Source organism: Vibrio sp. 970 (assembly GCF_033339075.1).
On record NZ_JAWOTW010000003.1, the window covers coordinates 35,976 to 60,799 of the forward strand.

Here is a 24,824-nt window from a genome sequence, read left to right on the forward strand (position 1 = left end):
ATAAAATTCAATAACTTAATTGAGTGTTATGTCTTTTAAATATCTTACCTTATTGCTCGCAACGACGAGCATGAGCAGCTTTGCTGATGTAGGCCTGCCTTCGGGGGATGATTGGTTAAACCATGTGACGAATGGCCTAGCCCCATATTGGATGATGGAAAGCGCGCATGGGCAACCTGCGGGGAATTTTCCGACATTTCGTTGTGATAACGGTGTCATTCTCGACCCACAAAAGCCGTGTGAAGAATTAAACAAAGGGTGGATTAGCCCGCACTTCGATCGCGAATACACCCGCATGAAATCGCGCCAAACTTACGCTTATGGCGTGCTTTTTCATCTTACGGGTGACAAGCAAGCATTAGAGCTGGCAAAGAAAGGTGCTTATTACCTGATTGATCATCTACAAGATGAGAAAAACGGCGGCTTCGTGAGCTTTACGCGTAGTGGAAAACCGGGGATGGAGTGGCAACAGCGAACTTCTCAAGACCAAGCTTACGCTTTGGTGGGCTTGGCGATGTACTACTACTTGACGCAAGATCCAAAGGTTGAACAAGCACTTATCGACCAGCAAGCGTTTATATTTAAACAATACCGACGAAGCGATGATCGCGGTCTGGCGTGGGTTTTGAAAGATGGTGATGGGGAAAGTGAGAAGCAGCAAGAGTTAGTCGCTCAACTTGACCAAATTAATGGCTACCTGTTGTTAACGGCGCCACTTTTACCAGAACCAGCGCAAGCCAAGTGGAAGCAAGATCTGCAATGGCTGACGCAAGTGATGATAGATAACTATCATTCCGTCAAAGAGCAGCGCTTTTATGGCGCGATACACCACAAAGCGGTAATGATGCCAAATGCGAAACACAATGATTTTGGACACACCATCAAGGCGTATTGGATGACGTATCTGACAGGTCAGTTGTTGGAAAATTCAAAGTGGACAGAGTTTGGTTTCAAAGGAATGAAACACACGCTTAAGCAAGCGCAATACCAGCAAAACTTTGAGCAAGTCAAAGCGCTTTTCTCACCAGAATGGCAGAGTAAATGGACGCAAGAGAGCATTCCTGCTTGGCAATCAAGACCATACAAGCACTATAGCTCGTCTTGGGAATGGGCAGAGCTCGATCAAGCGGCAATGACAGTTTCCCTTGTTGATGGTTCGATGAAAGAAACGCTTCAATACACGTTACCCACTTTTATGGACGTATGGGTGGATCATCAATATGGAGGAGTCGGTCTGAGTCCTAAATCAACCAAAGCGTTCCATTGGGGAAATGGTTACCACCAGTTTGAACATGCGTTGGTCGGGTATTTGTACGCGCAACAAATGGCAAAACAGCCCGCCAAGCTTTACTACGCGCGACTAGCCGAGAGTAAAATGCCACTTAATCCGTATTACTTTAGCGCAGACGTAAAATCGTTGTCGTCACAAAGTGATGGAGTCACCACCGCGACATTCACCAATATTCGACCTTAGGTTGGTCGATGGTGATGTGTTAATTAAAGTCCGCGTAAAAGCCAAAGCAAAATTGTAGCAGTAATATCAATAAAGGCTAACCAACTGGTTAGCCTTTATTTTTAATAATCTTACATGTAATGGTGACAACACATATAGTTAACGAATGTTTATTTGTAATGACCGCTGAGTGTTTCTAACAAATATCTAACTATAAATTAACTTTCATTGATTAGGGTATATCTCACAACTAGGACAACTTAGAGCTTGGAACTTTATGCAATCCTGTTCATAATAATGGTTTTGAGAGAATCATTATGTACATTTCTATACTAACGCACGAGAGAGATACGCCGTTATCAATCAACTACATTAATTACATGTATCCAGCTGACAAACTATTTAGCTCTTGTGTCGAACTAAGAAGCAAATTAGATAATGAGAAAATTCCCGTTAATACCATAAAAGATACTTCTCTTGCGGGACCATTACGTAAGCTTCCAAATGATATTACAGGTGAGAAAAGGTTACAAAAGCTTAAGGAACAGATAGATCGCAACATGGCGGTTAAGTCTGGTATGTTAACCGATCGAATGCACTGGAAAAACAAAGCTGTTATTCCTTCACGTAAATTTTCGTCTCTAGCTCCAATACAGTCGTCAACTCTAGCTTCTACTGCAATGAAAGCAAATAGTGGAAGGGCCATGGCCTTAGGGATGGTATTACAGAAAGGCAGAGCTATGCTTCTCTTTGATATTATCCGACAAAACGTTAGAGTACTAGCTAATCGAGTACACAATGCAAATCTAGAATCATCTGGCTGCATTTTGATTGTTAATGTGAAGTATTTGAAAGTCGAAAGGGAATATGGGAAAGCTCCTCAACTATCTAGAGTTTCATTAGCAAGTGTAATTCCTCAAGAAGACAAGTATAACTTTGATTCGAGTGCTTATGTTCGTGGTCAAATTGCCAATATGTGTGAAGCTAGTGCTAAAGCTCCGATCAATACAAAGTTTCAAATTGTAAGCGGTCAGTATGACGATTCATACTCGACAGCAGTCTTGTTTATCAAATGCACATGGGAATAACATGAGAATTGTTAACGTTTTATTAGTAGTGCTCCTTGTTACGGCATGTAACGATACTACGTCAAAGTTTGAGGCAACTAAAACGACAGAAAGCCTCCTAACTAAGAACCGAGAAGCTCCAGAGCAGTTGTACAGCGAAGCAAATAAATTTTATGAACAAGGTGATGTGCAAGGAGCAAAGTCTTTATTGATCAAAGCTATCGAAGTGGATGATGTTCATAGTAAAGAGCTTTTAGGGATAATCCTTCTGAAAGAGCCAAAAGTCATGGATGTTAAGCGGGGCTTTTCTTTAATCTCAGAGGCTGCTGATGATGGGTTGGCGAGTGCACAATTTTATTTAGGATCATGTTTGTATGATGATGGCTGTGGTTTACCTGAAAATAAGGTGCTTTCAGCCTATTACTTGACGCAAGCGTTAAATAATGGTGAAGGTGGTGCACAAATGCTACTTGGATTTCTAGATGAAGAAATAGGTGACACTGCGATTGATCAAAAAACATATGCGGTAGAGCTGAATCGCTATATAGAACAACTCAATTAATATTGCGGCTTAATGTTTTATAGGGTTTTAATCGAACCTCAAACAGAGAGTGCTGGACTTCTACAAAGCAGTAGAAGCCACAGCGAAGCTGCAACAATAATCGAGTGTGTAATAGAAAATAAAAAGCCGTCAGAACCACTGATTTTGACGGCTTTTTATTCTATGACAGGTAGAGGCTTCAATTTTCAGCGCGATAGATCCATGAAAACTTAAGTGAGATTCCAATCAGGTCGCATGATCTCACTAGTGTCATTGGAAATAAATGAATTGTTTCTAATACATAGAACGTATTAACATGGTTGCACTTGGCCCATATGAGTAAATTCATTGAACATACAATTTGAGAGAGGGTTTAGTTGTAAAAATAATAGTTAGTTGGAATCTAGGTTAAATGAAAATAAAACTATTTAAAAAGCTACAAGTTGTATTTCTTGTGGTGTCAGCATCTTTAATGGTGGGGTGTTCATCTATAGATGCGCATGCTGGTGGCGGATACGGAAAGCCGTTTTCAGGCACCGCGTTATCAGTCGCACGACAACCTTGCTATTTAAGAGCTGATATTACTTCTATCGCGTTATACCCACTATCATTGATTGACATTCCTTTGTCGTTAGCAACGGACGTTGTGTTTCTTCCTGTTGATTTAGTCATGGTAGTTACGCCAACAACGAGTTATGGCGGTGTTGTTTCTCTAGGTTGTCCAAGCGGAAGCATGATCTAAAACGCTTATTTTATTCAAATAAATGGAAGGAAATGAAAGTGGAATTAAAAAGTAACTATTCAGAATCAGAAATAAACCAGCCACCATCGGTACTTCTTGTTACGTCTCTGTTGTGTCTGGCGTCCGTTTGTTGGGCTGCATTGCTGTTGGCCATTGAATATATTGTTGGGATAGAAATGAGTGGTACAGGCTTTCTTAGCACGTTAATCCCAGCCATGAGTGTTGGTTATTACTTCGGCTACAAGACTGGAGATGTAATGCCATCAAAAACAAGATGGTATGCTGTTTTACTGTGGACTTTAGCAAGTTTGGCAGTGTTCTCTCTTATCTTAATGTCGTTAGATATTTCTCCGTTTTATTTATTATCTGAGCTCGGTGGGGTAAGTATTTTTATTGCTATCATAATGCTAATAACGATTGGCATCGCCTACTTAATTTTAAAAAGTGGTGAGAAAATGGCGATTAGAGTATTACTCAAAGCCAAGGAAAGTCAGTAGATAAAATACAACAAACGATTCAATTAGGATCATGACAAGACGCCAGCCATAATGTGCTGGCGTTTTAGTTTCCTGTTTGTAGGATTTTTTGTCTAAAAGGCAAACCCATTTATTGTGTTGTCGTTTGAGTTAATGTTTTATGCCTTGTGCGCAAGATAGCTTAGCAGGTTTATGTATCGAGAAACGTGTGTATAATTCGCCACGAATTACGATTTATAGATATGAAAGGTAAGTATGGCAGTCCTCGAAATTCTCTCCATTCCCGACCCAAGGCTTAAAGTAAAAGCAGAAAAAGTCACTGATGTATCGACAGTACAAACGCTGATAGACGATATGCTAGAAACACTTTACGCAACGGGCAATGGTATCGGTTTAGCTTCAACCCAAGTAGGCAGAAAAGAGGCGGTTGTTGTCATCGATATCTCTGACGAACGCAATGATCCTTTAATCTTGGTTAACCCAGAAGTGGTGAGCGGAGAAAACAAAGCACTTGGTCAAGAGGGATGCCTTTCTGTTCCTGAGTACTACGCAGATGTAGAGCGTTACACGTCAGTTGTTGTTTCTGCACTAGACCGTGATGGCAACCCGATTACAATCGAGAGCGATGAGTTCTTGGCGATTGTGATGCAGCACGAAATTGACCACCTATCGGGTAACTTGTTTATTGATTACCTTTCACCGCTGAAGCAAAAAATGGCGATGAAAAAAGTGAAGAAGTACGTAAAAGCGAAAGCTAAGTAATATGAGAGGAAGTAACCCTCCATGTCGAGTTACTTCCTTTTAAATCAAGAATAGGACGGTAGTGAGAGCGGTTTATCTCTGTTTTTGGGGGACATAACGCTTTACGACCTTCATAAGCCTTTGAAATGAAGAGCAGTCCATATGCGATTCATGAGGGCAGGAGGCGACATGGTTTAGGCTGTCTCGCACCGCTTTCAAACGTTTTATTTGCTCATCAATCTCAAGTGCCTTTTTCGTTAGTAAGTCACGATCGATATATGGCTTTGAAACTTCTGATTGATTCAACATTTCTGCCATTTCGTTAAGCGATATTCCAGCGATACGCCCCAAGCTAATTAAATTGAGTGTATTGAGTACCTCTGGTGAATATTGGCGTCTCAATCCATTCCTTCCTATCGAGCGAATTAACCCCAGCTGTTCGTAGTACCTGAGCGTTGAAGTCGGCAATCCTGATTTTCTAACCACTTCTGCAATATCCATATTATTCCCCATTGACTTCAAGTTGGCTTTAAGTTGTAGCATGCAACTAAGACCTTAACAAATCAAAAACTTGAGGAGAGAAAAATGCTGCTTTTAATGGGATTGCAAGCGGTGCTAATAGGGATTGGTGCCACTTTGATAATGGATTTATGGGCATGGTTACAAAGGAGAGTGTTTGGTATTCCTTCATTAAACTATGCGTTGGTTGCGCGCTGAGTTTTGTACATGCCCCAAGGAAAGTTTATGCATGTGCCAATTATGGCGTCAGAGGCGATGCCGGGAGAAAAGTCACTTGGCTGGTTTTTGCATTATGCCATCGGCGTTACTTTCGCTTTGGCTCACGTTACTGTTTTTGGTCATCATTGGTTGGTAGAGCCCAGTCTAATGCCCAGCTTAATTACAGGCGTGGTAACGTTGATCTTCCCATTTTTGGTCATTCAACCTTGTCTAGGATTTGGTTTTGCTGCGAGTAAAACCCCAACACCTTGGAAAGCCCGTTTTCTTAGCACATTGGCGCATTTGGGTTATGGTTTGGGTTTATTCATAGCCGGGTTTGCAATCAAAGTTACGAGCCAGTATTTTGCATAGATAAAATGAGCATCATGCAAACGAGTGGTTTTTATCTATGATGCTCAACTCTTGGTTGTTTTTTGCGCTTTGATCATAGTTGACCGATATGTCTAAAGTCTGTTGCATTTATCCAAGACGTAAAGTCGGCGGACATTTAACATTGCCTTAACGTCAGAATGGCAAGCGGTTTACCAAGAAAAACTAAAATTATCTGGTTTGACATAAAGAATATTAAGGGTTTCAGATGGCTTCAAAAGTGGCAGGGATATCAATACTGAGTTTATTGGCAGCGCCAGTTGCGATGGGAGAAACAGCCAGTGCTTATGATTTATGTTTGCTAGACAAAATAAAGCAAAGCAAAGGTGAAGAAACCATAAAGAGCATTCGCGCGCAGTGTGAGCTTGACACAGTAACCAGCACAGTGCCCGCTGATCCAGAAATTGAAGAGCCTGAAGAACTTCAGGAAAGTTTGGTCGACAAGCGTTTGGAATCAGAACGAGAAAACGCGTTCGAACCGTTTAGTCTGGTCGCGCATCGCGTTAACTATATTCTTCCGTTTACATACAGTGATCGTGTAAATAAACGCGCGTATGCCGACACCAAATACGGCGATGAACTGCGTAAGGAAGAGGCGGAGTTCCAAATCAGTTTTAAAGTACCAATGAACTATGATGACTTGTTGTTTGATGGAGATGGTCTGTTTTTTGGAATGACTCTTAAATCATTTTGGCAGGTATACACGGGTGCAGCATCTCGTCCATTCCGTGAAACCAATTATCGTCCAGAGCTTTTTTACTACACCCCAACAGACTGGAAACCACTTGATGGTTCGACTTGGTTAGGTTTTGGTATTGAACATGAGTCTAACGGTCAGAGACAGGAGCTATCGCGCAGTTGGAACCGTGTCTATGCCAACTTAACCTTTGCAAAAGACAATTTTGCGGTTTCTATCCAGCCTTGGTGGCGTATACCTGAAGATGAAAAGACATCGCCTAATGATCCCAAAGGTGATGATAACCCGGATATCGAAGACTATATGGGACACTTTGAGCTATCGAGTGCTTACAAGTGGAATGGTTACGAGTTTACCTTTTTAGGTCGCCAGAACTTTCAAACACATAAGGGTTTTGCAGAACTCGGTGTGTCATTTCCGATTTGGGGCAAAGTTCAGGGGTACGCACAATACTCAGCGGGTTATGGTAAGAGTTTGATCGACTATGATCATAATCAGCAGCGGATTGGTGTTGGTATTGCAATCAACGGTGTTTTGTAGTTTTTCGTAGATGGATAGAAATTAACACTGGCAATTGAAATTTCAATATTTAGAATGCGAGGCTGAAATTGATTTCTAACCTAGAGTGATTTTATGCTTCGTGATTACACCTTCGATTGTCTTGTAACTATGCCTCGCCATGAGCTGGAAGAGTTTAGTGCTCGTATGATCAGTAAAATGGTGCCAGAAGACGTGATGAATGAGCTGTTCACTTTTGATCAAGAAGAAGTGGATAGTGAAGACCGCATGTTGTCTGCACGTCTTGATGCAATGCTACGCATGACAGCAATCGCACTGAGTGAAATTCAACAAGCGTTTGATGACTCAGACAACGCAAAGCAAAATAGCGAGCGAATGACGCGATTGGTGCTTTGGCATTTCTACGCGATCTCATTCCGTTTGGAAGAGGCCATCACGCTAGAAACACACTGTGCTCTAGTGGAAAAACTAATCGAAAATGCACCTTCGGATGTTTTTGCGTGGGTAAAAACATTGACGGAGCTGCTGCACACTTACGCTGAAATCAACGCGAAAGAGAATCCTCAAGACTAAACACCTGTCGTTTATCGTTCAGTAAATTAGAAACAAGGCGAGCCATTTGGTTCGCCTTGTTTTTTCGCGTCAGATAAACCTTCGGGCTTGAAATACCAAACAAGCCTAGACTCAGATTTGTTCGTTCACTAGCGAACGGCGTGATTCCTTCTTACACTAAATCAAGGTGTTTGTTGCTAAACAAGCAAATGCATGACTAAGTCGTGTATTGTTTTCCACTTAAATGCGGATAATTTATGTCGAAGAACCTTCTGGTTTTTAAATTGGAACCGACTATTGAGCGTGTACGCTTTCCAGCTGAGCTTCATCTATCTAAAGGAAGTGAACGATGGATCCGTTAACGCAAGGTTTATTGGGTGCAGCTTTGCCACTGGCCGTGAGCAACAAGCGAAACCTTGCAGTTGTTGGCGTGTTGGGCGTGGTCTCTGGGATGGCTCCGGATTTAGATGTGCTCATCCGTTCTTCAACTGATCCTTTGCTGTATTTGGAATACCATCGCCAATTTACTCACTCGCTCTTGTTTATCCCGTTTGGTAGTTTCATTTGTGCTTTGGTGTTGTATCCATTGTTCGCAAAAAAGCGAGGACTAAGCTTCCGGCAGAGTTGGTTTTACTGCGCGCTTGGTTATAGTACCCATGCGTTATTAGACGCATGCACCAGTTATGGAACACAGCTTCTATGGCCGATAAGCAACACGCGTTATGCTTGGAACACTATTTCGGTAATCGACCCCGCGTTCACACTCCCTATTTTAATATTGCTTTTGTTTGTTGCACTGAAGCGAAGCCCAAACTATGCCCGCATTGCATTTTTATGGTGCCTGGCTTACCTAAGTCTTGGAATGATCCAGCGAGATAGAGCAGAAGTAGCTGGTTGGGAAATCGTCAAAGAGCGACAACACAACGCTATACAATTAAAAGCCAAACCAAGTTTCAGCAATCTTTTGGTTTGGAAACTAATTTATGAAACGGAAGAGAGCTACTATGTAGATGCCGTAAGGGTGGGGCGTTCAATAAAAATTTACCCTGGCGAATCAACTCCAAAGTTAAATATAAAAGAGCAATTTCCGTGGCTAAACCCGCAATCGCAACAAGCAAGAGACATCGAACGTTTCCGTTGGTTTTCAAACGGTTTTGTAGCGACGGATCCGAATAATGAAATGCGAATTGTTGATATGCGTTATTCCATCGTACCAAACCAAATTAATGCGTTATGGGGCATCAATCTATCCCCAAAAGCCAGCGCAGACGCGCACGTTGAATACACTGCTCATCGAGGAAGTACTGCAGAAGATCGCCAAGTTTTTTTCAACATGCTTACGGATTTTGAGTGATGGCTTTACTTTGGATGTCGATGCGGTGTCGTAATAACCATTACGTAGACTGAAAGTCCTTTACTAGGGTCGGCTTGCTAGCGAAGAAAATTTTGCCAAACAGGGACTTGTACTTCCAGCCAAGAGACAAAAGTCGTTTAGCTAAGTTCTTGTTTTCAATGATTGCAACCTCAACACCTTGGTAGTGGTATGGATTGCTTTTGATGTAGTCGATAAATGCAGTAAGCACGCCTTGCCCGCGAACGGAGGGTGCAAAGTTGACTGCTACAATAGAAAAGCGTTGGCTACCTGCTGGGCAACGGACTAAACAGTGCCCAAGAGGATGAGTAATAGTCTCAGAAAATTCAGGAAAAGGGCGAGACTCAAGCTCTTGAGAAAGCGCATCGTATCGCTGACATAGATAAGAAAATAGTTGTTTCGCTTCGCTGTTCATATCGGTGCCGCTTTTGTGTTGCTTGGTTTGAAAGCATTGATGTCTCAAACATTGTAACCATAGATAGCAACACAAAACGCGGTAAACTTTTTCAGTAATGATTTCCTATTTTTGAAACCTTAATTGTTACAAATGAAGTTGATTGGGTTTTATATGGTAGTTGTGAACGAGTGTTTCTAGTTGAAGGGAGAATACGCTGGTTACTGGATTCTTACTGGAATTCCTTTGTTAAAAGGCGAGCTGCTTGGTTTAATGCCGCTCGTTTAACTGCGAGTGGCATCTTTTGTATTTCGTCACCTTGTACAGCGACGATGGGACATGATGTGGGATCTTCTATCCTAGCTCTTCATGGTCTAAATTATCTCATTAACCACTCAGAGCTAGATTCTTAGTCTCGCCAAGGCTCGCTGGACTGACACAAAAACATCGTTAAACTCCTGTTATTAAATTATTTGGTCCGCCTTTGCTTACTTTTGAACGCTTAACTAGGCGTTACTCCAAGTGCTTAAATTGCAATGCCACAAGTCGCTGATACAACTCACAGCTTTGCATTAATGATTGGTGGTTACCAACATCGACTAACTCGCCATTGTCGAGCACCGCAATTTTATCCGCATGTTGGATAGTCGAAAGACGATGAGCAATGATCAGCGTTGTGCGTCCTTTCATTAGAGCTTCAAGTGCTTGTTGAACGTGATGTTCACTTTCACTATCAAGGGCGCTGGTAGCTTCGTCTAGCAGTAAGATTTTTGGATCTTTTAGAATCGCGCGAGCAATCGCAATACGCTGCTTTTGTCCGCCCGATAGCCTAACGCCGCGCTCCCCTAAAAAGCTGTGATAGCCTTCGGGAAGCTTCTCAATAAACTCATGGGCATGGGCTTTTTTCGCGGCTTCGATAACTTGTACATCCGTCGCTTCAGGATTACCGTAGCGAATATTATGAAAAACATCATGGCTAAACAGCGCTGGTTGTTGTGGTACGAGCGCCATTTGACGTCGAAGCTCGTTTGGGTCGAACTGTCGAATATCTTCACCACCAAACAACACTTGCCCTTGCTGTGGGTCATAAAATCGTTGCAGCAGTTCGAATAGTGTTGTTTTACCTGCACCAGAAGGGCCGACCAACGCCAGTACTTTTCCTTGTTCAGCGGTTAGATTTAATTCTTTGATTGCTGGTTGATTTGGGCGAGAAGGGTAGTTGAAACTCACCGAATTAAAGTTAACCTCAGCAAGCATGTCGGCACGGACAGGCAAATGGTTGCTTGGCGCTTTAATATCACTGTCTACTTGAAGGATCTCAATCAGCCGTTCGGTAGCACCTGCGGCTCTTTGCAATTCACCCATGACTTCTGAAATGGTTGCAGTCGATGAGGCAACCATAATGGTATAAAACACAAATGCGGCTAGGTCACCCGCAGACATTTTTCCCTGAATCACATCGCTGCCGCCTACCCAAAGCATGCCTGCAATCGCGCTGAACACAAGCACAATAACGCCTGATATCAGGATCGCGCGCTGTTTTACTCTCTGTCTACCTACTTCATAAGCTTTTTCCACCTCGACAGCGAAAGCCGCTCGTTCATGCGACTCTGAGCTAAAACTTTGCACGGTTTTAATATGTTCTATCGCTTCTCCAGCGTAGCTGCCAACATCGGCCATTGAGTCCTGACTTTGGCGAGAGAGAGCACGCACGCGTCGTCCATAAAACAAAATCGGAACCAGAACCAAAGGCACAGAAGCAAGCACAATCAGCGTGAGCTTAACGTTGGTAGCGAATAACATAATGATGGCACCAAAACACATCAAAGCGCTACGCATCGCCATCGAGAACGATGAACCAATAATGCTTTGCAGCAATGTGGTATCGGTAGTCAGGCGCGACATTATGTCGCCGCTACTGTTGGTCTCAAAATAGCTCGGATGCAGCGTAATCACATGGTTAAACACCGCAAGGCGAATATCCGCACTAACGCGCTCACCTACGGAAGAGACAAGGTAAAAGCGAAAGAAAGTCCCAATGGCAATACACAATGTTACACCGACAATAAACTGAATCGCATTGGTAAGCTCTTGCAGTGATTGCTGAGCAAAGCCTTGGTCGATAAGAATGCGCACTCCATAGCCAACGGATAACGTCAAACTTGCTGTCGCGACAAGGGCAACCAAGGCCGCCGCAACCCGCCATTTATAAGGTGCAATAAAGGTGCTGAGTTTAAGAAGAATGCTGAGATTTTTGTTATTTTTTCTGCTCATGAGTGACTCACAAAGCGTTTTAGGTACCTGGCATAGTAAGCCAGTTTGGTTGATGAGACCAGTGGGGCTCTGGTTCGAGTAAAAGACGCCATTTTACTGAGGCTAGGGTGGGCTATTTGACCCCAAGGAATCAAAGAATTGTCAGGGGAAGTTACTTCAATTAGCCAACTCCACGGCACACCAATTTTCCATTTGAATTTCTAGTGAAGAATATAATGCTTTAGAATTAGTCTATCCTTACCTAAGCGTTTGGTTTATAATGAATTTATTCGATTAGGTTCTAAGCTTTCAATAAGCAGGAGGCTGGCTTAATGCCACAAGTAATAAACTGGTACGATATTGCTGAGAAATTGTTGTCTTCACAACCCGGTGAAGGATGTAAACCTTTCTTGGATGCTTACGATAAGCTCAAGCTCGGTGATGTTTGTGGTGCAGTATCGGCACTAGAAGAATTAAATGAACTGCAATACTACTTGAGCACCATAATGCTTGAAATTCAGTTGGTTGAATTGGGGGGAGATGTCACTCAGTTACCGTTATTCACACTGGGCTTACGTGAAAATGTACCTGTTGAGTCGCTGAAAACCTCTGAGATCTATCATGAGTTGAACCGAACTTGGACAGAAAAAGTTGCTGTCTTATTACCTTATGATGATGTCATGTATCGTAACCAATACTCCCGTAGTGATGGCGCATTGGAGGGTGTGATTCGCGCTCTCTGTGCCCAAGGCAAGCACGAAAAAGCGATACCTTATGCAAAGGCATCTAATACCTACAATCGCGAGTACGTAGCAGAGTCATGGGCTGAGATTATCCGAGGATTAGCCGATGGGAAGCTAAAAGATCAAGCAATTTGTAGCTTGAGTTCTCTTGGTGCACTTAGACCAATGATTCAAGACGGGGGGGATGAGGCGGCTGCCTATGGCACAGCTATTGAAACATTCGCAACCATCAACTTAGACAGCAATCACCCTGAAGTGCAGCGTTGTTATAAAGGATTGTTACGTCTTGCTCGTCATTATGCGCCAAGAGATTGTCGCTCTGGCGGTACATTTCGTGCAGCTGTCGCAGCGGCGAGGCTTGCAGGAAAACAAAATTGTGAGCGATGGTATGAAATTGCTGAGTCGCTAAGTAAGTATATCTGGAGTGCAGATCTCAATCAGAGAGCTAGCATCGCTTTAGAATTGGCATCCTATCAAATGGAAAAATGCTCAATTGAGGCTTTAAAGGAACATGTTGAACTGATTGGGTATGATTGGTCGGCTATTGATGACCCTGTATTTATCCTCAACCAATATGTAGACAGCAAAAGTCAGCACAAGCCAGATGCCGACACTGAACTGGCCAATGCAGTAAAAGCTGGCAAAGATGTTTGTGCACTAGTTGAACAAAGGATGATTGATGAAGACAAAAAAAATCCATTCGGCGCAAAAGAAGAAAATCGGTTAAAACTAGGGTGTAAGCTTTGCCTACCCGATGATGAACTAGAAAGGCTATACTCGGAAATTGCTCCTCGCTGGCAGAAATCGGCTCTAATAAATGGTGTTGCGTGGGGTTTTGAAGGGCAACCAGAACGTATATTACCCTATCTAATTAAGGCGTATCCAGAAGGAGATGAATTTGGTAACTACACAAAGCGTCTTCTTCCCTATTTAACTACGGAGTTGTTAGATAAGGCAGAAAAATTCTATGTAGAGAGTGAACAAAATAAACCTCTAACGTTACTTGCTGCTTATTGGTTTACAAAGGGAGATTTGTTAAAAGCGACAAGAGTTATTGGTAAACTTGGTAAGGCGACGTCAGTTGAAGAGTGGACGCCGTATTATCGTAGAGGGTTCCGTGCAGATAAACCGTTCATCACTATTGGTGAAAGCGAAAATAGTAAGAATGAACGGCCTTATTCGGGAGAGGTTGCAGATATTCCTTCGGTCATTAAAACATGTAAAACTGCAACTGCACTATTAGACGCTGTCAAGAAGCACTGGCAGGATGAAGCGTTTGTTCATGCAGTATTAAAAGCAGCTCAGTTGAAGAAATATCAAAAAAACTATGACGATCGCAGTGCTATCATTCAGCTGTTTATTGTCGCAGGTAGAGTGGATCAGGCTGTCGCATTGATACCTTCAGTGAACAAAGGGAAAAGTAAGCCAGGCGATGGTGATTATGCAGTGGAGCCACTAAAGGTTGTTCTTGACTATTTAAATGACTGCCCTGAACAAATAACACCTGAATTATTGACTTCATTATTGAATGAGGTTGCTAAAGTATTCCCTCAATGGGTGTGGAAGCTATTTTTCCAGTTAAGTCGATTAAGTTGTCGGCTTTCTATGCCATCTCGTGCTGAGCTGATGACTGAAATATTGGCAGTGAAACAGAAGGGATATCGACGACGTTTTGATCATGTGACTTTCTACTTGGGAGTATTAAAAGGCACGTTAGAAGTAGAAGGGTATAACGAACGTAATAAGTCGGAAATAGAATCCTGGTTTATGACTTTGAGTGAGCTAGTTCGTGGAGACTCTATGTATGTCGATTCAATCTGGATTATCAGTCAGTATGCCAACCTGAAAACTCATTTGCCTGAAGATATTTGGCAGCAATGGAGTGCAGATGTGTTAAATGTCTTGTACAGCTGTCAAGGGTTCAGGGGAAAACTCCATCCATCGCAACTATTTGAAGGTGCTTATCGTCATTTATGGTCTGTGAATGATGACAGTATCATGGGGTTGTTTTTACAATCAGGACAATTACCTCAACATCTTCATGCGGAGATTTGTAGAAGTATCTGGAAAGACATTCACCTTGCACCCAATCCGTTTGCAGTATTAACAATGACGCAACCTGAGCAAGCATCGACTGATGTCATGAAGCGTGAATTCGTTGAAGCATTGAGTCGGGTACTTATTCAGGAAAATCATCCGGATGCGCATCGTCTTAAAAACTTAATGGCATGAAGCGAAGAAATTGCGCAAGGGTGAATCTTTGCGATCTGACTTAAATTTTGTGTCAAGCTAATAACGAGAATGAATGGTTTGATAAGTTTCTAATCATGGGGGCAAGTTTTGCGTTTTGCTAAATGCAAGACTTACCCTAAGTCAAAGAAGAGCGGATAAGGTTACTTGTGTTAATTTGGTACTAATTCAGACCTGATCTGACAGTTACCCACTTGTTTCGTTATTCGCTTGGCGTTTTAAGTGCTCGATAAACTCCGGGATCTTCTTGGCTAAGTGTTTTCTTGAAGCGTAAAAGGCATACAGCACCAAATCTTCGGGTTCATATTCCAGTTCGATCACTTCCAGATCTCCTGATTCGATTTCTTCATGGCAAAACTCGACAGGTAGAATCGCAAACCCGAATCCTGCTAACGCGCCGGCTTTTGCAAGTTGCCCACTGTTGACCTTAAATGCAGATTGTACTCGTTGACTTATCAGTTCTCCTTCCGAATTTCTGAAAACCCAAGGTGTTCCTTTCAATGCAGTAAAGCTGCTGATACAAGGAACGTGCTTCAAATCGGTAATTTTGAAAGGTCTCTGACGTGTGTGCAATAGCTTAGGTGATGCGACCACAATACTCGGCCAACGCTTGATCTCTTTTGCAATCCAATTGCTGTCTTCAAGCTTGCCGCGGTGAAAACTCAAGATAACGTCAAACCCATCGAGCAAGTCCTCTTTAGGGCTTAGGTTCGTCTCGCAATTCAATGAAATAGCAGGGTACTGAGCACAAAAAGAGACGACGGCTTTAGCTAGTTCTGGTGAATCTGGCATGACAACGTTGAGCTGCCCCATGACCTCACGAGAGTGTTGCGTCACTTCTTCAAGCGCATCATTCAGTTTGTCTAACAAAGGCTGTGTGCGTAAATAGAGCTGTTCTCCAGCGTCTGTTGCACAGATTCGTCGAGTCGTTCTGTCGAATAAACGCACATCAAGCTGTTCTTCAAGTAACGCAATATGGCGACTGACATTTGATGTCGGCAGAGATAAAAACTCGGCGGCTCTTTTGAAGCTATTGTTCTCGTAGACACAATGGAAGCTTTTTAGCCATTGCTGATCAATTTTCTCAAGCATCTCCATTAATCCCATTTGGTTGGATTATAAAGCCAATAAGTTGCACTTTGTTACTTAAAACAGGTTTATACAATGCGAGTTACCGTTGTTTGGGCATAAAGGTTTTCCAATGAGTTGGTTAGAAAAACTATTAGATAAAAAGAACATCATTAATACGCGTAAAGCGTCGATTCCGGAAGGCGTATGGACTAAGTGTCCGTCTTGTGACCAAGTGCTGTATCGCATCGCGCTCAAGGAAAACTTGGAAGTTTGCCCCAAGTGTCAATACCATTTGCGAATGTCTGCGCGACATCGTTTAGATAGCTTCTTGGACAAAGGTGAGCGTATAGAGCTTGCTAGCGAATATGAGCCGAAAGATCTGCTCAACTTTAAGGACAAGAAACGCTACAAAGAGCGTCTTGCTCTCTCTCAAAAAAGTACTGGCGAGAAAGATGCGTTGGTCGTAATGAAAGGCGAGCTGTTGGGCTTACCCATCGTGGCTTGCGCGTTCGAGTTCTCTTTCATGGCTGGCTCGATGGGGTCGGTTGTGGGTGCTCGTTTTGTTGATGCCGTGAATACGGCGATAGAGGAAAATTGCGGGTTAGTTTGCTTTTATGCGTGTGGTGGCGCACGTATGCAAGAGTCGCTGATGGCTTTAATGCAAATGGCAAAAACCAGCGCTGCGTTGGAGCGTTTATCCAATGCGCGCTTGCCTTATATCTCGGTATTGACCGATCAAACCTTTGGTGGCGTCTCGGCAAGCTTGGCAATGCTGGGGGACATCAATATTGGTGAGCCTGAGGCAAGAATCGGGTTTGCAGGGCGTCGTGTGATTGAACAAACCGTGCGAGAAAAGCTACCGGATGGCTTTCAACAAAGCGAGTTTCTGCTTGAGCATGGCGCTTTAGATATGATTGTGCAAAGGCACGATATGCGCGAGAGGATAGGCGGGTTGATAGCAAAACTCACTAATACAAGCATCCGACTAGAAGTTAAGTAATTGCGGTTGGCTCATGCTTTATATGTTCTTTGAGATATTTACTGATATGCAATCGATTGATTTAATAGCGTAAAGGCGGCTTTTCGATTCATTTCAATTAAGTATTGCTTTTCGATATAAGATACTGATTATAAATTGATTTCATAAAACAACTTCGGCATCATTCAATGCTTGATTTTGAGGATGATTATCATCACGGCAAAAATTAGAACAACTTATAATGCGAGGCTAGGGAACGATGGAACCAATGAAAAATCACTATTTAGAGATACCTGAAGAAAGAAAATTGCGTATTTTTCGTGAAGAAGACGAACGTTTCTATAGTTTTTGGGAAAAAATGCTTGATGAAAAACAATCTTTTTATCAGCAACCTCTCAAAAGAATGAAAGGCGATGCTTGGCATTCGCTCCGCTCATTCTTCACTGCTTCAAAATATGGACAACATCATGCCTCGCCAGCTTATATAAAAAGAGCGCTTGAGTTACTGAATAACGTGTACTTACTGGCCAATCATTCAGAGCAAGTTGTTGAATTCTCCGTTGGGCACCGACATTGTTCGGAAGTAGGTAACCGTTCTGTTGCAGGGGGAACGATGGATGCTTGGTTGGATGAAATCTGTTTAACGATGGCCGCGAGAGATTGGCGCGGCGTAGAGCTGATGACCATCATGGATGAGTCGTTAGTGCGTTTAAAAGATCCATTCGATGTTGCGCTAGTCGAGTTCGTTAACGGTGTATTTAGCAATTCATCAGCGTTACCTGAGTTATTGCAAACTGTGATGGAGAAATCTTCTCCGCAATACTTAGAATCAACCAGAGTGCCCTATGTACATTCTTTGTTTATTCCATTTGTGAATGTGTTTGTTGCCATTATCGATGGCGATGAGGCGCATTATCAAGAAGCACTGAAAGATGCGTTAGAGGCGCATTACCAGTTCTACATGAATGAAGATGTTCGTTATTCGCCAAAAGGGAATGTTTCTTTGAAACTGATTGGTCTTGCTGCATTGGCATACGATAAGTATGGCTGGACAATTCCAGAAACCGCATATTTGCCGAAATGGCTCGTTTACGGTGAACAGGATCTTTGTTCTAAATAAATCATTAATAGAACACCTTATGTAGTGTCTGCAGCAATGCCGTTCGGCAGCACCTCGAGCAAACATGTTGCACCTTATCCTGCCTTTCAGCTGTGAAAAGTTGAAAGAACTTCAACATACTTTCGCTACAGAAAAGGGCATTTGGTTTGGTAATCCGCAAGTCACGGCACATCCACATCAATCCATCGTTGAATGGTATGTCGGTGACTACCTGCTCAGCCTTGGTGACGAAGAATTAAGGTTATTTTTCAACCAGTTACTCGGTGGTAAGACATAAACTTATCAATATGCGAGCTTACTAACACGCCATACGTGACACTTCATGTATTCTTAATTGAAGCGAAGAAGAGGATTTATCAATGTCAAAAAGCTCCAAGCTTCACAATGAAGACAAACTGGTTAAGAAGGCACTAGAGATTGGTGGGAAGATGGCGAAGCTACAAGGCTTTGATCTTCCACAGTCACCACAACCTCTAAGAGTAAAAGCGATTTACCTATTCTTGGTCGATGCCAAACAGATCACGCCATTACCGGAAAGCAAGCTAGATGGCGCAAGCATCAAACACCGACTAGCAGTATGGATACACAGTGCGTTGCCAGACAACGACCCTCTAAAGTAGAAAGCCTGAAGAAGTTACATAGGTCATTAATTAACAAGGCGAGCCAGATGGTTCGCCTTGTCTGATCTTGGCAAGTGCACCGAGGTCTTCTAATGTTTCGTTATTATTGATTTACAAAACAGCATCAAAAGGGCTAAAGATAAAGCCAGAGAAGCGCTACAATGCTCGCGTTGCAAGAGTGCAACCAAGAATACTCATTTACAGAAGCCTTAAAGTAACCATACATGTCTAAAGATTTCGAATTCACTACAGAATACACACTCGACAAGCCTTTCTTTGCTGAGTGTTATGATCAAACTAGCCAGCCAACGAAGTTCCCGCATGCTTACCTAAAAGCGATATTGTTTCTAATTTTTGGCGTGGTCTTATTGGAGTTTGAACTGCTACCTAACGGTTATGTCGGTTGGTTCTTTATCGTATTGAGTGTGATTGAAGCGTGTAGCGTTTACTTCAAAAGAACCTGGTGGCTATGGCGTCAAACCATCAGTTCAAGCCGTGGCAGCAAAGTAGTGTTTGAAGTTAATGCAGATGGCGTGCGCTATAAAAGCGGTAAAATCGATCGCAGCCTCGCTTGGAGTGAAATCGACCAACTCGAACAAACCGATTTGGGCTTTATCCTTCATCTTGGTAAACAACGCCAATACATCAGCAAATCTTGCTTAAACGAAGAAGTGATCGCGTTTATGGTAGAGCAGCACGCAGCATCAAAAGCGAGCTAACCAGCTCATATCAAGCTGGAATGAGCGATCGAAAAAGTAGGTGATATATGATCGAACATTGTAACAAGTATATGGTCGATTCTGAATCAATGGGGTTTGATGTAGAAAGCTAATAAGGCTTAGAGGTTTCTCTTTCGGACATACTGCTTCGGTGTCATGCGCGCAATCTGCTTACACTCTCTAGTCATGTGTGCTTGATCGGAAAAACCTTGCTCCAGCGCCAATTCCGATAAAGTAAGATCGGGTTGCGCTCGGAGTTGCTCTAAAGTGTGCTTCACTCGTTTAATGCGTTGGTAATGTTTAGGAGTAATCCCCAACCATTTCTGAAAATTGCGCTCTCTCTGGCGCTGACTGATGGTCCCTGTAGGTTGTTCAATAATGTGGCCGACATACTGCGGTTCATATTCCTCAATCAGTGTTTGAACCCAGCGATATAACGTAGAAATCCTTGCATATGGCGAACGCGCTGTTTGCAGAGACTCAAATGTTGCTAGCGCAGAAGAAGCCAAAGGGTGGTCGTCTTGAATCCGCAATAGCTGTTCTAGACGTTTACCAAATAGTTGATAACCAACAGCAGGATGAAAGCGTACGCCAGTCATCACCGCGCCTGGCGGTAGGCAGACCTGATGTGCGAGAATGCTTATAGGCAGTAGGACAACCCCCGGCGTTTGCCACTCACCATCCATTTGTACTTCATTCTGTAAAATGAATACCACACCTGTACCAGCATCACTGAGTAATTGTTTACGTACGGTTTGCGTCGTATCAGGTTTGACGGATGCTGACCAAATGGCTTGAACATAGCCAGCTAAAGCCTTTTGAGGTTTTAAAATATCAAATTCTAAGTTCAAATGAATCATCCTATTTAACCTCAACTTAAATGAGAAAGTGATACACATGTACTTTTCATCATATAAAGTTGAGGCATAAGCAGTGGCTTACAAGTAAGAACCGTCAAATAGAATTATCGAGGTTTATAGACTCCAACCTTTGGCTTAAATGCCTTAACTATTCGGTTCCAACTATTGATCGCGTTGATCGCAATTGTTAGGTTGACCATAGCTTCTTCTCCAAAGGTATTCAAGGTCAGCTGATAGGTATCATCATCTACTGGTAGGCCAGCAGTTAGTAATTCAGCCCAGCCAAGCGCAACGTGTTCTGCATCGCTGTAGAATGGCATATCTTTCCATGCACTAAGCCCCCATATGCGTTCCGGCTTTTCACCTAACTTAAGCGCATCTTTACTATGCATGTCGATACAAAATGCACATTGATTGATTTGCGATATGCGTAACTTAACCAGTTCCCATATGATCATGTTCATAGTTTCTGATTGGCTAAATTGTTCATGGAAGTAAGCTTCCTGAGCGTATAGGATTTCTATTGCTTTTGGCGCTACTTCAATATAGTTGAGTCGTTTTTTCATGGTCATTCTCCTCTGTTTTTTACATAGTAAAAAACGCTCTTAGCAAAAGATTGAAGATTTTCGACATGCACTCAATAAAATTAGATAAAAGAGTGAACGACGAAAGCGAAAAGTGTACCTATTGGAAACCAAGAAAACTTATGCCAATTAACAAAGTATTGCTCTAAATAATGCGACTTAAGGTTGGCGTCTATTTTTACTCCACCACCTTCCGTAAACGAGCAAAAGGTGCTGAGTTACCTATATACACACCAGCCGCAACGATAAAGACGCCTAAAACATTTTCCCATTGAGCCTGCTCACCAGAAATGAACGAAATCAGTAGAGTGAATACCGGCATAATATTAAATAATGGAGACATCTTATCTGGACCAAGAACGATAGCGCCTTTCATCCAAAAGTAATAAGCAATCAAAGTTCCAAACAGGCTCATGTAAGCTATTAATGCTAGGTCTTTAAATGTTATGGCATTTAAGCTACGGCTAAAGTCGCCGTGGTACATCGCTATAGCGACCATTTGAATGGCACCAATACTTAACACCCAACGTAACTGCTGAGTTACTGAGATATGAGATGTTAAACGCTTCGCTAGAATTGTGTATAAACACCCACTAATTAAAGCAAATAACATGTATAGATCACCAATATTACTATTGCTGCTAATAGAATGAATATTTCCCCCTGTAATGACGATTACCACTCCACAAAAGCTGATTAGTGCACCTAAAATAGTTTTAACCGAAATGGAAGTTTTGAGAATAAAGCCCGACAACAAGATAGTGACAAGTGGTAGGTTTGCCTGAACAACCGCTGCGTTAACTGGGGTAGTAAATCTCATTGCAGAGAAAATAGAGAAGTTTTGGATAGTTACACCCACGGTTGCTATAACAAACAACGACAACATACTTTTTCGTGTGAGTTTGGCTCCATATGGAGAGCGTTTAGTACCTCTTATCAGTAAGAGTATTAAAGCTGCAACGGAAAATCGTAACGTCGCTGAATCCAAAGGAGAGACATCGCTATTAATAGCCTTTATTACGTTAAAGTTACTAGACCAAAAAAAGATAGCGACAACAACACCGCACCAAATTGATAAATGCTTAGACATAGATCTTCCTGATAAAAATTAACTTGACGCGATAATGCTATATATTTCATATTTGATTTTTAATAGCCAAATTTAAGAGGGTTAATCCCAAATATGGAACGTCACTCTTTGGATGATCTTTTGTTATTCGTTTCTGTTGCTCGCTATCAAAGCCTAACACAAGCATCTGAGTGTCTTAATGTCCCGTTAGCTACGCTAAGCCGGAAGTTAAAAAGGCTGGAAACAAACTTAAATTGCAGACTATTTAACCGCAGTGCACACCACTTTGCGTTAACAACTGATGGCGAAAAATATTATCAACTCTGTGAGCCGTTACTTCTTAGCTTAAATAATGTGACATCGAGAATTGCGACTGAGCGTCAGTCTTTAAGCGGAACGATCAAAATATCAGCGCCAATTAACATGACACAGATGTGGTTAAAGCGGTGCGTTTATGAATTTGCAGAGCAACATCCGAAGATATGTATCGATTTAGATGTACAGAATGAAAAAATCAATCTTGTATCTAACCGTGTCGATGTTAGTTTTCGTCTTGGTGATCTTATTGAACAAGACTGGATTGCTCAGAAATTATGGTCGATTCCATTTGCGCTTTGTGCATCACGAAGCTATTTAGAACAACACCAACCGATTACCCATCCAGAACAACTTGTTCATCATCGCCTAATTACGGTAAACAACGACAGCCAATGGAAATTAGTTAATCAAATCACCAATGAAACATTTGATCATCCGCTAAAGTTTCAATTCACTTCAAATGATGTACTGCTAGTTAGAGACGCCGTCATCCATGGTTTAGGAATTGCTTGGATTCCAACCTATTACTTTCATGAGCTAAATCATGATCAACATAACCTGCTGCCTTTGTTGCCAGAATGGCAATGCTCGGGTAAAGAAGTATTCATTATGTATCGAGACCGCGATAAAAGGCCTGCAAGAGTTGATGCATTTATTGAACATGTCTTAAATTGGAAAAATCGCATTCAAATGTTTGCTTGAAAGAGGTTTATCACATTGTGCTGTGCCGGTAACCTCAAGTGAAGCTTCATGACTCTGCTTCAATTGAGTTCATTTATTTAACCTCTAAAAGAATCATGAATACATAGGCAGTTAATGGGATTCGAGTTTACAAGTGATTCGGTCAGCTAAAATTCAAGCTAAGTAGAAAGTATTTGCAGTTGTATTTGCCTCTGAAAATCGTTTAGAGCTTTCTCATCCGCGAGGTTCTATAAGAAATTATTAAGGATATATTTGTGTGTGATTTCGTGAAAAAAATTATTGTAGGTTTACTTTTCAGTGCTTCGTCTTTTGCTTCCTTAAGTCAATATGTTCCAGCAATGAATGATAAGAACGGTTATGTAGAACCATTTCAGATGTTTGATAATGTCTATTATGTAGGAGACAAGTGGGTCTCATCATATGCCATTGCTACAGACGACGGACTCGTTATCATTGATACGCTTGACTTCCCTTACTCTGAGTGGATACCTATCAACCTAGAGAAGCTAGGGCTAAAAGATAAGCCAATAACGCACATATTGGTAACTCATGGGCATTCTGACCACGTTGGGGGCGCCCAGTTACTTCAAGAGAAGTATGGTTCCAAAGTCGTGATGACCAAAAGCGCTCATGAACTATCTATACAGCAATCAAACAAAAGCGAAGGTGAGAACAAGTTCCTTCCTCCAAATTTAGACATAGAGATAAAAAGCGATAGCTCTATGGCTATTGGTGGACATGAGTTTAAGTTCTATCTCACACCTGGCCACACGGAAGGTGATTATTCCTTAGACTTCACTGTTGAAGATAATGGCGAACAATATCGTGCTTTTATCGTTGGTGGGCATAGCGTAAGTAGCAATGATCCAGAAGTTATTGGCCAGTTCCTGACTAGCATGGAGAAAATTCGAAAAATTTCACTACAGGCACCTATTGTGAACGTTAACCTTTCGAACCATCCACATAAAAATTTCCTTTTTGAAAATAGGAAGAAGCTCGGTACAAGCGGTAACCCGTTTATCAGTGAGGCAAACTTCTTCATGTTCCTTAAGCAACAAGAAGATTTAGCTAAGGGAAAACTAGAAGAACTATAATACCGTGGTATACGAGCAGCCTTCGTTATTAGGTTAGAGATTTGCTCTTGAGTTATAGCTAAGGCTTTGATGAGTTGCTCAATCAAGATTCGACACTTGTGGTAGCTGTATTGTTTGTAGGTTCTAGTGGCAAAGGCGCTGTGTGTAAACATTCGTATTGTGTGCCTTAAACATTTGCAAGGCGTTACGTGCTTTCTAGAAAAGTCTCAAAATAGCGTACAATTAGCGTTTTGACACAGCGGAAATCATCATGGCCAAAACTGTTCAGCAGCAAATCGGAAACATTGCTCTAGTCGTTGAAAATTACGACGATGCTATCGAATTCTATACTCAAAAACTTCAATTCACTCTGGTTGAAGATACCAACCTAGGTGGTGGTAAACGCTGGGTTCAAGTTTCTCCTCCAAACTCCAATGGTACAAACCTACTTTTAGCTCAAGCGAGTACACCGGAGCAAACGCATGCAGTAGGAAATCAAACAGGTGGCCGTGTTTTCCTGTTTCTGCAAACTAATGATTTTTGGCGTGACTACGAGTTGATGAAGAAAAATGGTGTTGTATTTAATGAAGAGCCTCGTGTGGAAGAATACGGGACAGTGGTGGTGTTCCAAGATCTCTATGGTAATAAATGGGACTTACTGCAACTGAACTAGAAACTACATAGCACCTGCATAACATAGTGTTCATGAGGAGTTTCCAACAAGCTTTTAAGGCTCTGAGATATTAGTGCTAATTCAAAGGTTCTCAGAAGTCACTGTATTTCTAAATCACTTTTGTGCAAA

The 24,824-nt window shown here is 42.1% G+C and carries 24 protein-coding genes and 2 pseudogenes; 19 read left to right on the forward strand and 7 right to left on the reverse strand.

What is annotated here, in order from left to right; all coding sequences use genetic code 11:
- Positions 1 to 28: 28 nt before the first annotated feature.
- From R7Q11_RS05045 to def, 6 genes are all read left to right on the forward strand, one after another.
- Entirely contained in the window at positions 29 to 1,474 is a 1,446-nt protein-coding gene (locus R7Q11_RS05045) for an AGE family epimerase/isomerase (protein ID WP_225466249.1), read from the forward strand.
- A 296-nt stretch (positions 1,475 to 1,770) separates the two neighbouring features.
- On the forward strand, positions 1,771 to 2,541 hold the full coding sequence (locus R7Q11_RS05050) for a hypothetical protein (RefSeq protein ID WP_136977145.1): 771 nt from the start codon (positions 1,771 to 1,773) through the stop codon (positions 2,539 to 2,541).
- A gap of 1 nt (position 2,542) precedes the next feature.
- Entirely contained in the window at positions 2,543 to 3,082 is a 540-nt protein-coding gene (locus R7Q11_RS05055) for a tetratricopeptide repeat protein (RefSeq protein ID WP_033906511.1), read from the forward strand.
- A 391-nt stretch (positions 3,083 to 3,473) separates the two neighbouring features.
- Positions 3,474 to 3,803, forward strand: a complete 330-nt coding sequence (locus R7Q11_RS05060) for a YceK/YidQ family lipoprotein (protein ID WP_017820979.1) — start codon at positions 3,474 to 3,476, stop codon at positions 3,801 to 3,803.
- 32 nt (positions 3,804 to 3,835) lie between these two features.
- The gene (locus R7Q11_RS05065; protein ID WP_149192055.1) at positions 3,836 to 4,300 is read left to right on the forward strand and encodes an ABZJ_00895 family protein; all 465 of its coding nucleotides are present in this window, start codon (positions 3,836 to 3,838) and stop codon (positions 4,298 to 4,300) included.
- 234 nt (positions 4,301 to 4,534) lie between these two features.
- Positions 4,535 to 5,041, forward strand: coding sequence for a peptide deformylase (gene def, locus R7Q11_RS05070; protein WP_017635324.1), 507 nt, complete (start codon positions 4,535 to 4,537; stop codon positions 5,039 to 5,041).
- Between the two features lie 72 nt (positions 5,042 to 5,113).
- On the opposite strand, the gene R7Q11_RS05075 is transcribed toward def, so the two are convergent.
- Positions 5,114 to 5,521, reverse strand: a complete 408-nt coding sequence (locus R7Q11_RS05075; protein WP_165439075.1) for a helix-turn-helix domain-containing protein — start codon at positions 5,519 to 5,521, stop codon at positions 5,114 to 5,116.
- Between the two features lie 84 nt (positions 5,522 to 5,605).
- Between R7Q11_RS05075 and R7Q11_RS05080 the strand changes: the two are divergent.
- The 4 genes and pseudogenes from R7Q11_RS05080 to R7Q11_RS05095 all read left to right on the forward strand — a co-directional run bounded on the left by R7Q11_RS05080 (position 5,606) and on the right by R7Q11_RS05095 (position 9,249).
- Positions 5,606 to 6,109, forward strand: a pseudogene (locus tag R7Q11_RS05080) (DUF2938 domain-containing protein).
- 226 nt (positions 6,110 to 6,335) lie between these two features.
- A complete protein-coding gene (locus R7Q11_RS05085) occupies positions 6,336 to 7,364 on the forward strand; it encodes a phospholipase A (protein WP_017820977.1) in 1,029 nt (342 codons plus the stop codon).
- A 93-nt stretch (positions 7,365 to 7,457) separates the two neighbouring features.
- A complete protein-coding gene (locus tag R7Q11_RS05090) occupies positions 7,458 to 7,916 on the forward strand; it encodes a hypothetical protein (RefSeq protein WP_005388759.1) in 459 nt (152 codons plus the stop codon).
- Between the two features lie 328 nt (positions 7,917 to 8,244).
- On the forward strand, positions 8,245 to 9,249 hold the full coding sequence (locus R7Q11_RS05095) for a metal-dependent hydrolase (RefSeq protein WP_154204330.1): 1,005 nt from the start codon (positions 8,245 to 8,247) through the stop codon (positions 9,247 to 9,249).
- Positions 9,250 to 9,289: 40 nt separating this feature from the next.
- Here the strand turns inward: R7Q11_RS05095 and R7Q11_RS05100 are convergent, their stop codons facing one another.
- Positions 9,290 to 9,682, reverse strand: coding sequence for a hypothetical protein (locus tag R7Q11_RS05100; RefSeq protein WP_064354741.1), 393 nt, complete (start codon positions 9,680 to 9,682; stop codon positions 9,290 to 9,292).
- Between the two features lie 492 nt (positions 9,683 to 10,174).
- Positions 10,175 to 11,935: an ABC transporter ATP-binding protein/permease gene (locus R7Q11_RS05105; RefSeq protein WP_225466250.1), complete on the reverse strand. Its 1,761-nt coding sequence runs from the start codon at positions 11,933 to 11,935 to the stop codon at positions 10,175 to 10,177.
- 311 nt (positions 11,936 to 12,246) lie between these two features.
- On the opposite strand from R7Q11_RS05105, the gene R7Q11_RS05110 reads away from it, so the two are divergent.
- Positions 12,247 to 14,889 (forward strand): hypothetical protein, encoded by a 2,643-nt coding sequence (locus R7Q11_RS05110; RefSeq protein ID WP_149192053.1) that lies wholly within the window; start codon positions 12,247 to 12,249, stop codon positions 14,887 to 14,889.
- A gap of 204 nt (positions 14,890 to 15,093) precedes the next feature.
- Here R7Q11_RS05110 and R7Q11_RS05115 read toward each other — a convergent pair whose 3' ends face one another.
- Positions 15,094 to 15,999: a LysR family transcriptional regulator gene (locus tag R7Q11_RS05115; protein ID WP_165439074.1), complete on the reverse strand. Its 906-nt coding sequence runs from the start codon at positions 15,997 to 15,999 to the stop codon at positions 15,094 to 15,096.
- Positions 16,000 to 16,108: 109 nt separating this feature from the next.
- Here R7Q11_RS05115 and accD point away from each other — a divergent pair, with 109 nt between their 5' ends.
- The 5 genes and pseudogenes from accD (at position 16,109) to R7Q11_RS05140 (ending at position 19,416) form a co-directional block, all read left to right on the forward strand.
- Positions 16,109 to 16,978 carry an acetyl-CoA carboxylase, carboxyltransferase subunit beta gene (gene accD / locus R7Q11_RS05120; RefSeq protein ID WP_149192051.1) on the forward strand — a complete coding sequence of 290 codons (870 nt, stop codon included), beginning with the start codon at positions 16,109 to 16,111 and terminating at the stop codon, positions 16,976 to 16,978.
- 238 nt (positions 16,979 to 17,216) lie between these two features.
- Complete coding sequence (locus R7Q11_RS05125) at positions 17,217 to 18,077, forward strand: immunity 49 family protein (RefSeq protein WP_149192050.1); 861 nt, start codon at positions 17,217 to 17,219, stop codon at positions 18,075 to 18,077.
- A gap of 40 nt (positions 18,078 to 18,117) precedes the next feature.
- Positions 18,118 to 18,354 (forward strand): annotated as a pseudogene (locus tag R7Q11_RS05130) (threonine aldolase); the annotation flags it as partial.
- Positions 18,355 to 18,436: 82 nt separating this feature from the next.
- Positions 18,437 to 18,697, forward strand: a complete 261-nt coding sequence (locus R7Q11_RS05135) for a DUF5062 family protein (RefSeq protein ID WP_005376453.1) — start codon at positions 18,437 to 18,439, stop codon at positions 18,695 to 18,697.
- Positions 18,698 to 18,921: 224 nt separating this feature from the next.
- Positions 18,922 to 19,416, forward strand: a complete 495-nt coding sequence (locus R7Q11_RS05140; RefSeq protein WP_149192049.1) for a YcxB family protein — start codon at positions 18,922 to 18,924, stop codon at positions 19,414 to 19,416.
- Positions 19,417 to 19,535: 119 nt separating this feature from the next.
- Here R7Q11_RS05140 and R7Q11_RS05145 read toward each other — a convergent pair whose 3' ends face one another.
- From R7Q11_RS05145 to R7Q11_RS05155, 3 genes are all read right to left on the reverse strand, one after another.
- Positions 19,536 to 20,276 carry a helix-turn-helix domain-containing protein gene (locus R7Q11_RS05145; protein ID WP_005376444.1) on the reverse strand — a complete coding sequence of 247 codons (741 nt, stop codon included), beginning with the start codon at positions 20,274 to 20,276 and terminating at the stop codon, positions 19,536 to 19,538.
- A gap of 104 nt (positions 20,277 to 20,380) precedes the next feature.
- The gene (locus R7Q11_RS05150) at positions 20,381 to 20,842 is read right to left on the reverse strand and encodes a carboxymuconolactone decarboxylase family protein (RefSeq protein ID WP_005376442.1); all 462 of its coding nucleotides are present in this window, start codon (positions 20,840 to 20,842) and stop codon (positions 20,381 to 20,383) included.
- Between the two features lie 196 nt (positions 20,843 to 21,038).
- Positions 21,039 to 21,950 carry a DMT family transporter gene (locus R7Q11_RS05155; protein ID WP_225466251.1) on the reverse strand — a complete coding sequence of 304 codons (912 nt, stop codon included), beginning with the start codon at positions 21,948 to 21,950 and terminating at the stop codon, positions 21,039 to 21,041.
- 93 nt (positions 21,951 to 22,043) lie between these two features.
- Here R7Q11_RS05155 and R7Q11_RS05160 point away from each other — a divergent pair, with 93 nt between their 5' ends.
- The 3 genes from R7Q11_RS05160 to R7Q11_RS05170 all read left to right on the forward strand — a co-directional run bounded on the left by R7Q11_RS05160 (position 22,044) and on the right by R7Q11_RS05170 (position 24,695).
- The gene (locus tag R7Q11_RS05160) at positions 22,044 to 22,949 is read left to right on the forward strand and encodes a LysR family transcriptional regulator (protein WP_042520773.1); all 906 of its coding nucleotides are present in this window, start codon (positions 22,044 to 22,046) and stop codon (positions 22,947 to 22,949) included.
- A 266-nt stretch (positions 22,950 to 23,215) separates the two neighbouring features.
- A complete protein-coding gene (locus R7Q11_RS05165) occupies positions 23,216 to 24,043 on the forward strand; it encodes an MBL fold metallo-hydrolase (protein WP_225452537.1) in 828 nt (275 codons plus the stop codon).
- A 250-nt stretch (positions 24,044 to 24,293) separates the two neighbouring features.
- Positions 24,294 to 24,695, forward strand: coding sequence for a VOC family protein (locus tag R7Q11_RS05170; RefSeq protein WP_005388788.1), 402 nt, complete (start codon positions 24,294 to 24,296; stop codon positions 24,693 to 24,695).
- Positions 24,696 to 24,824: the final 129 nt, after the last annotated feature.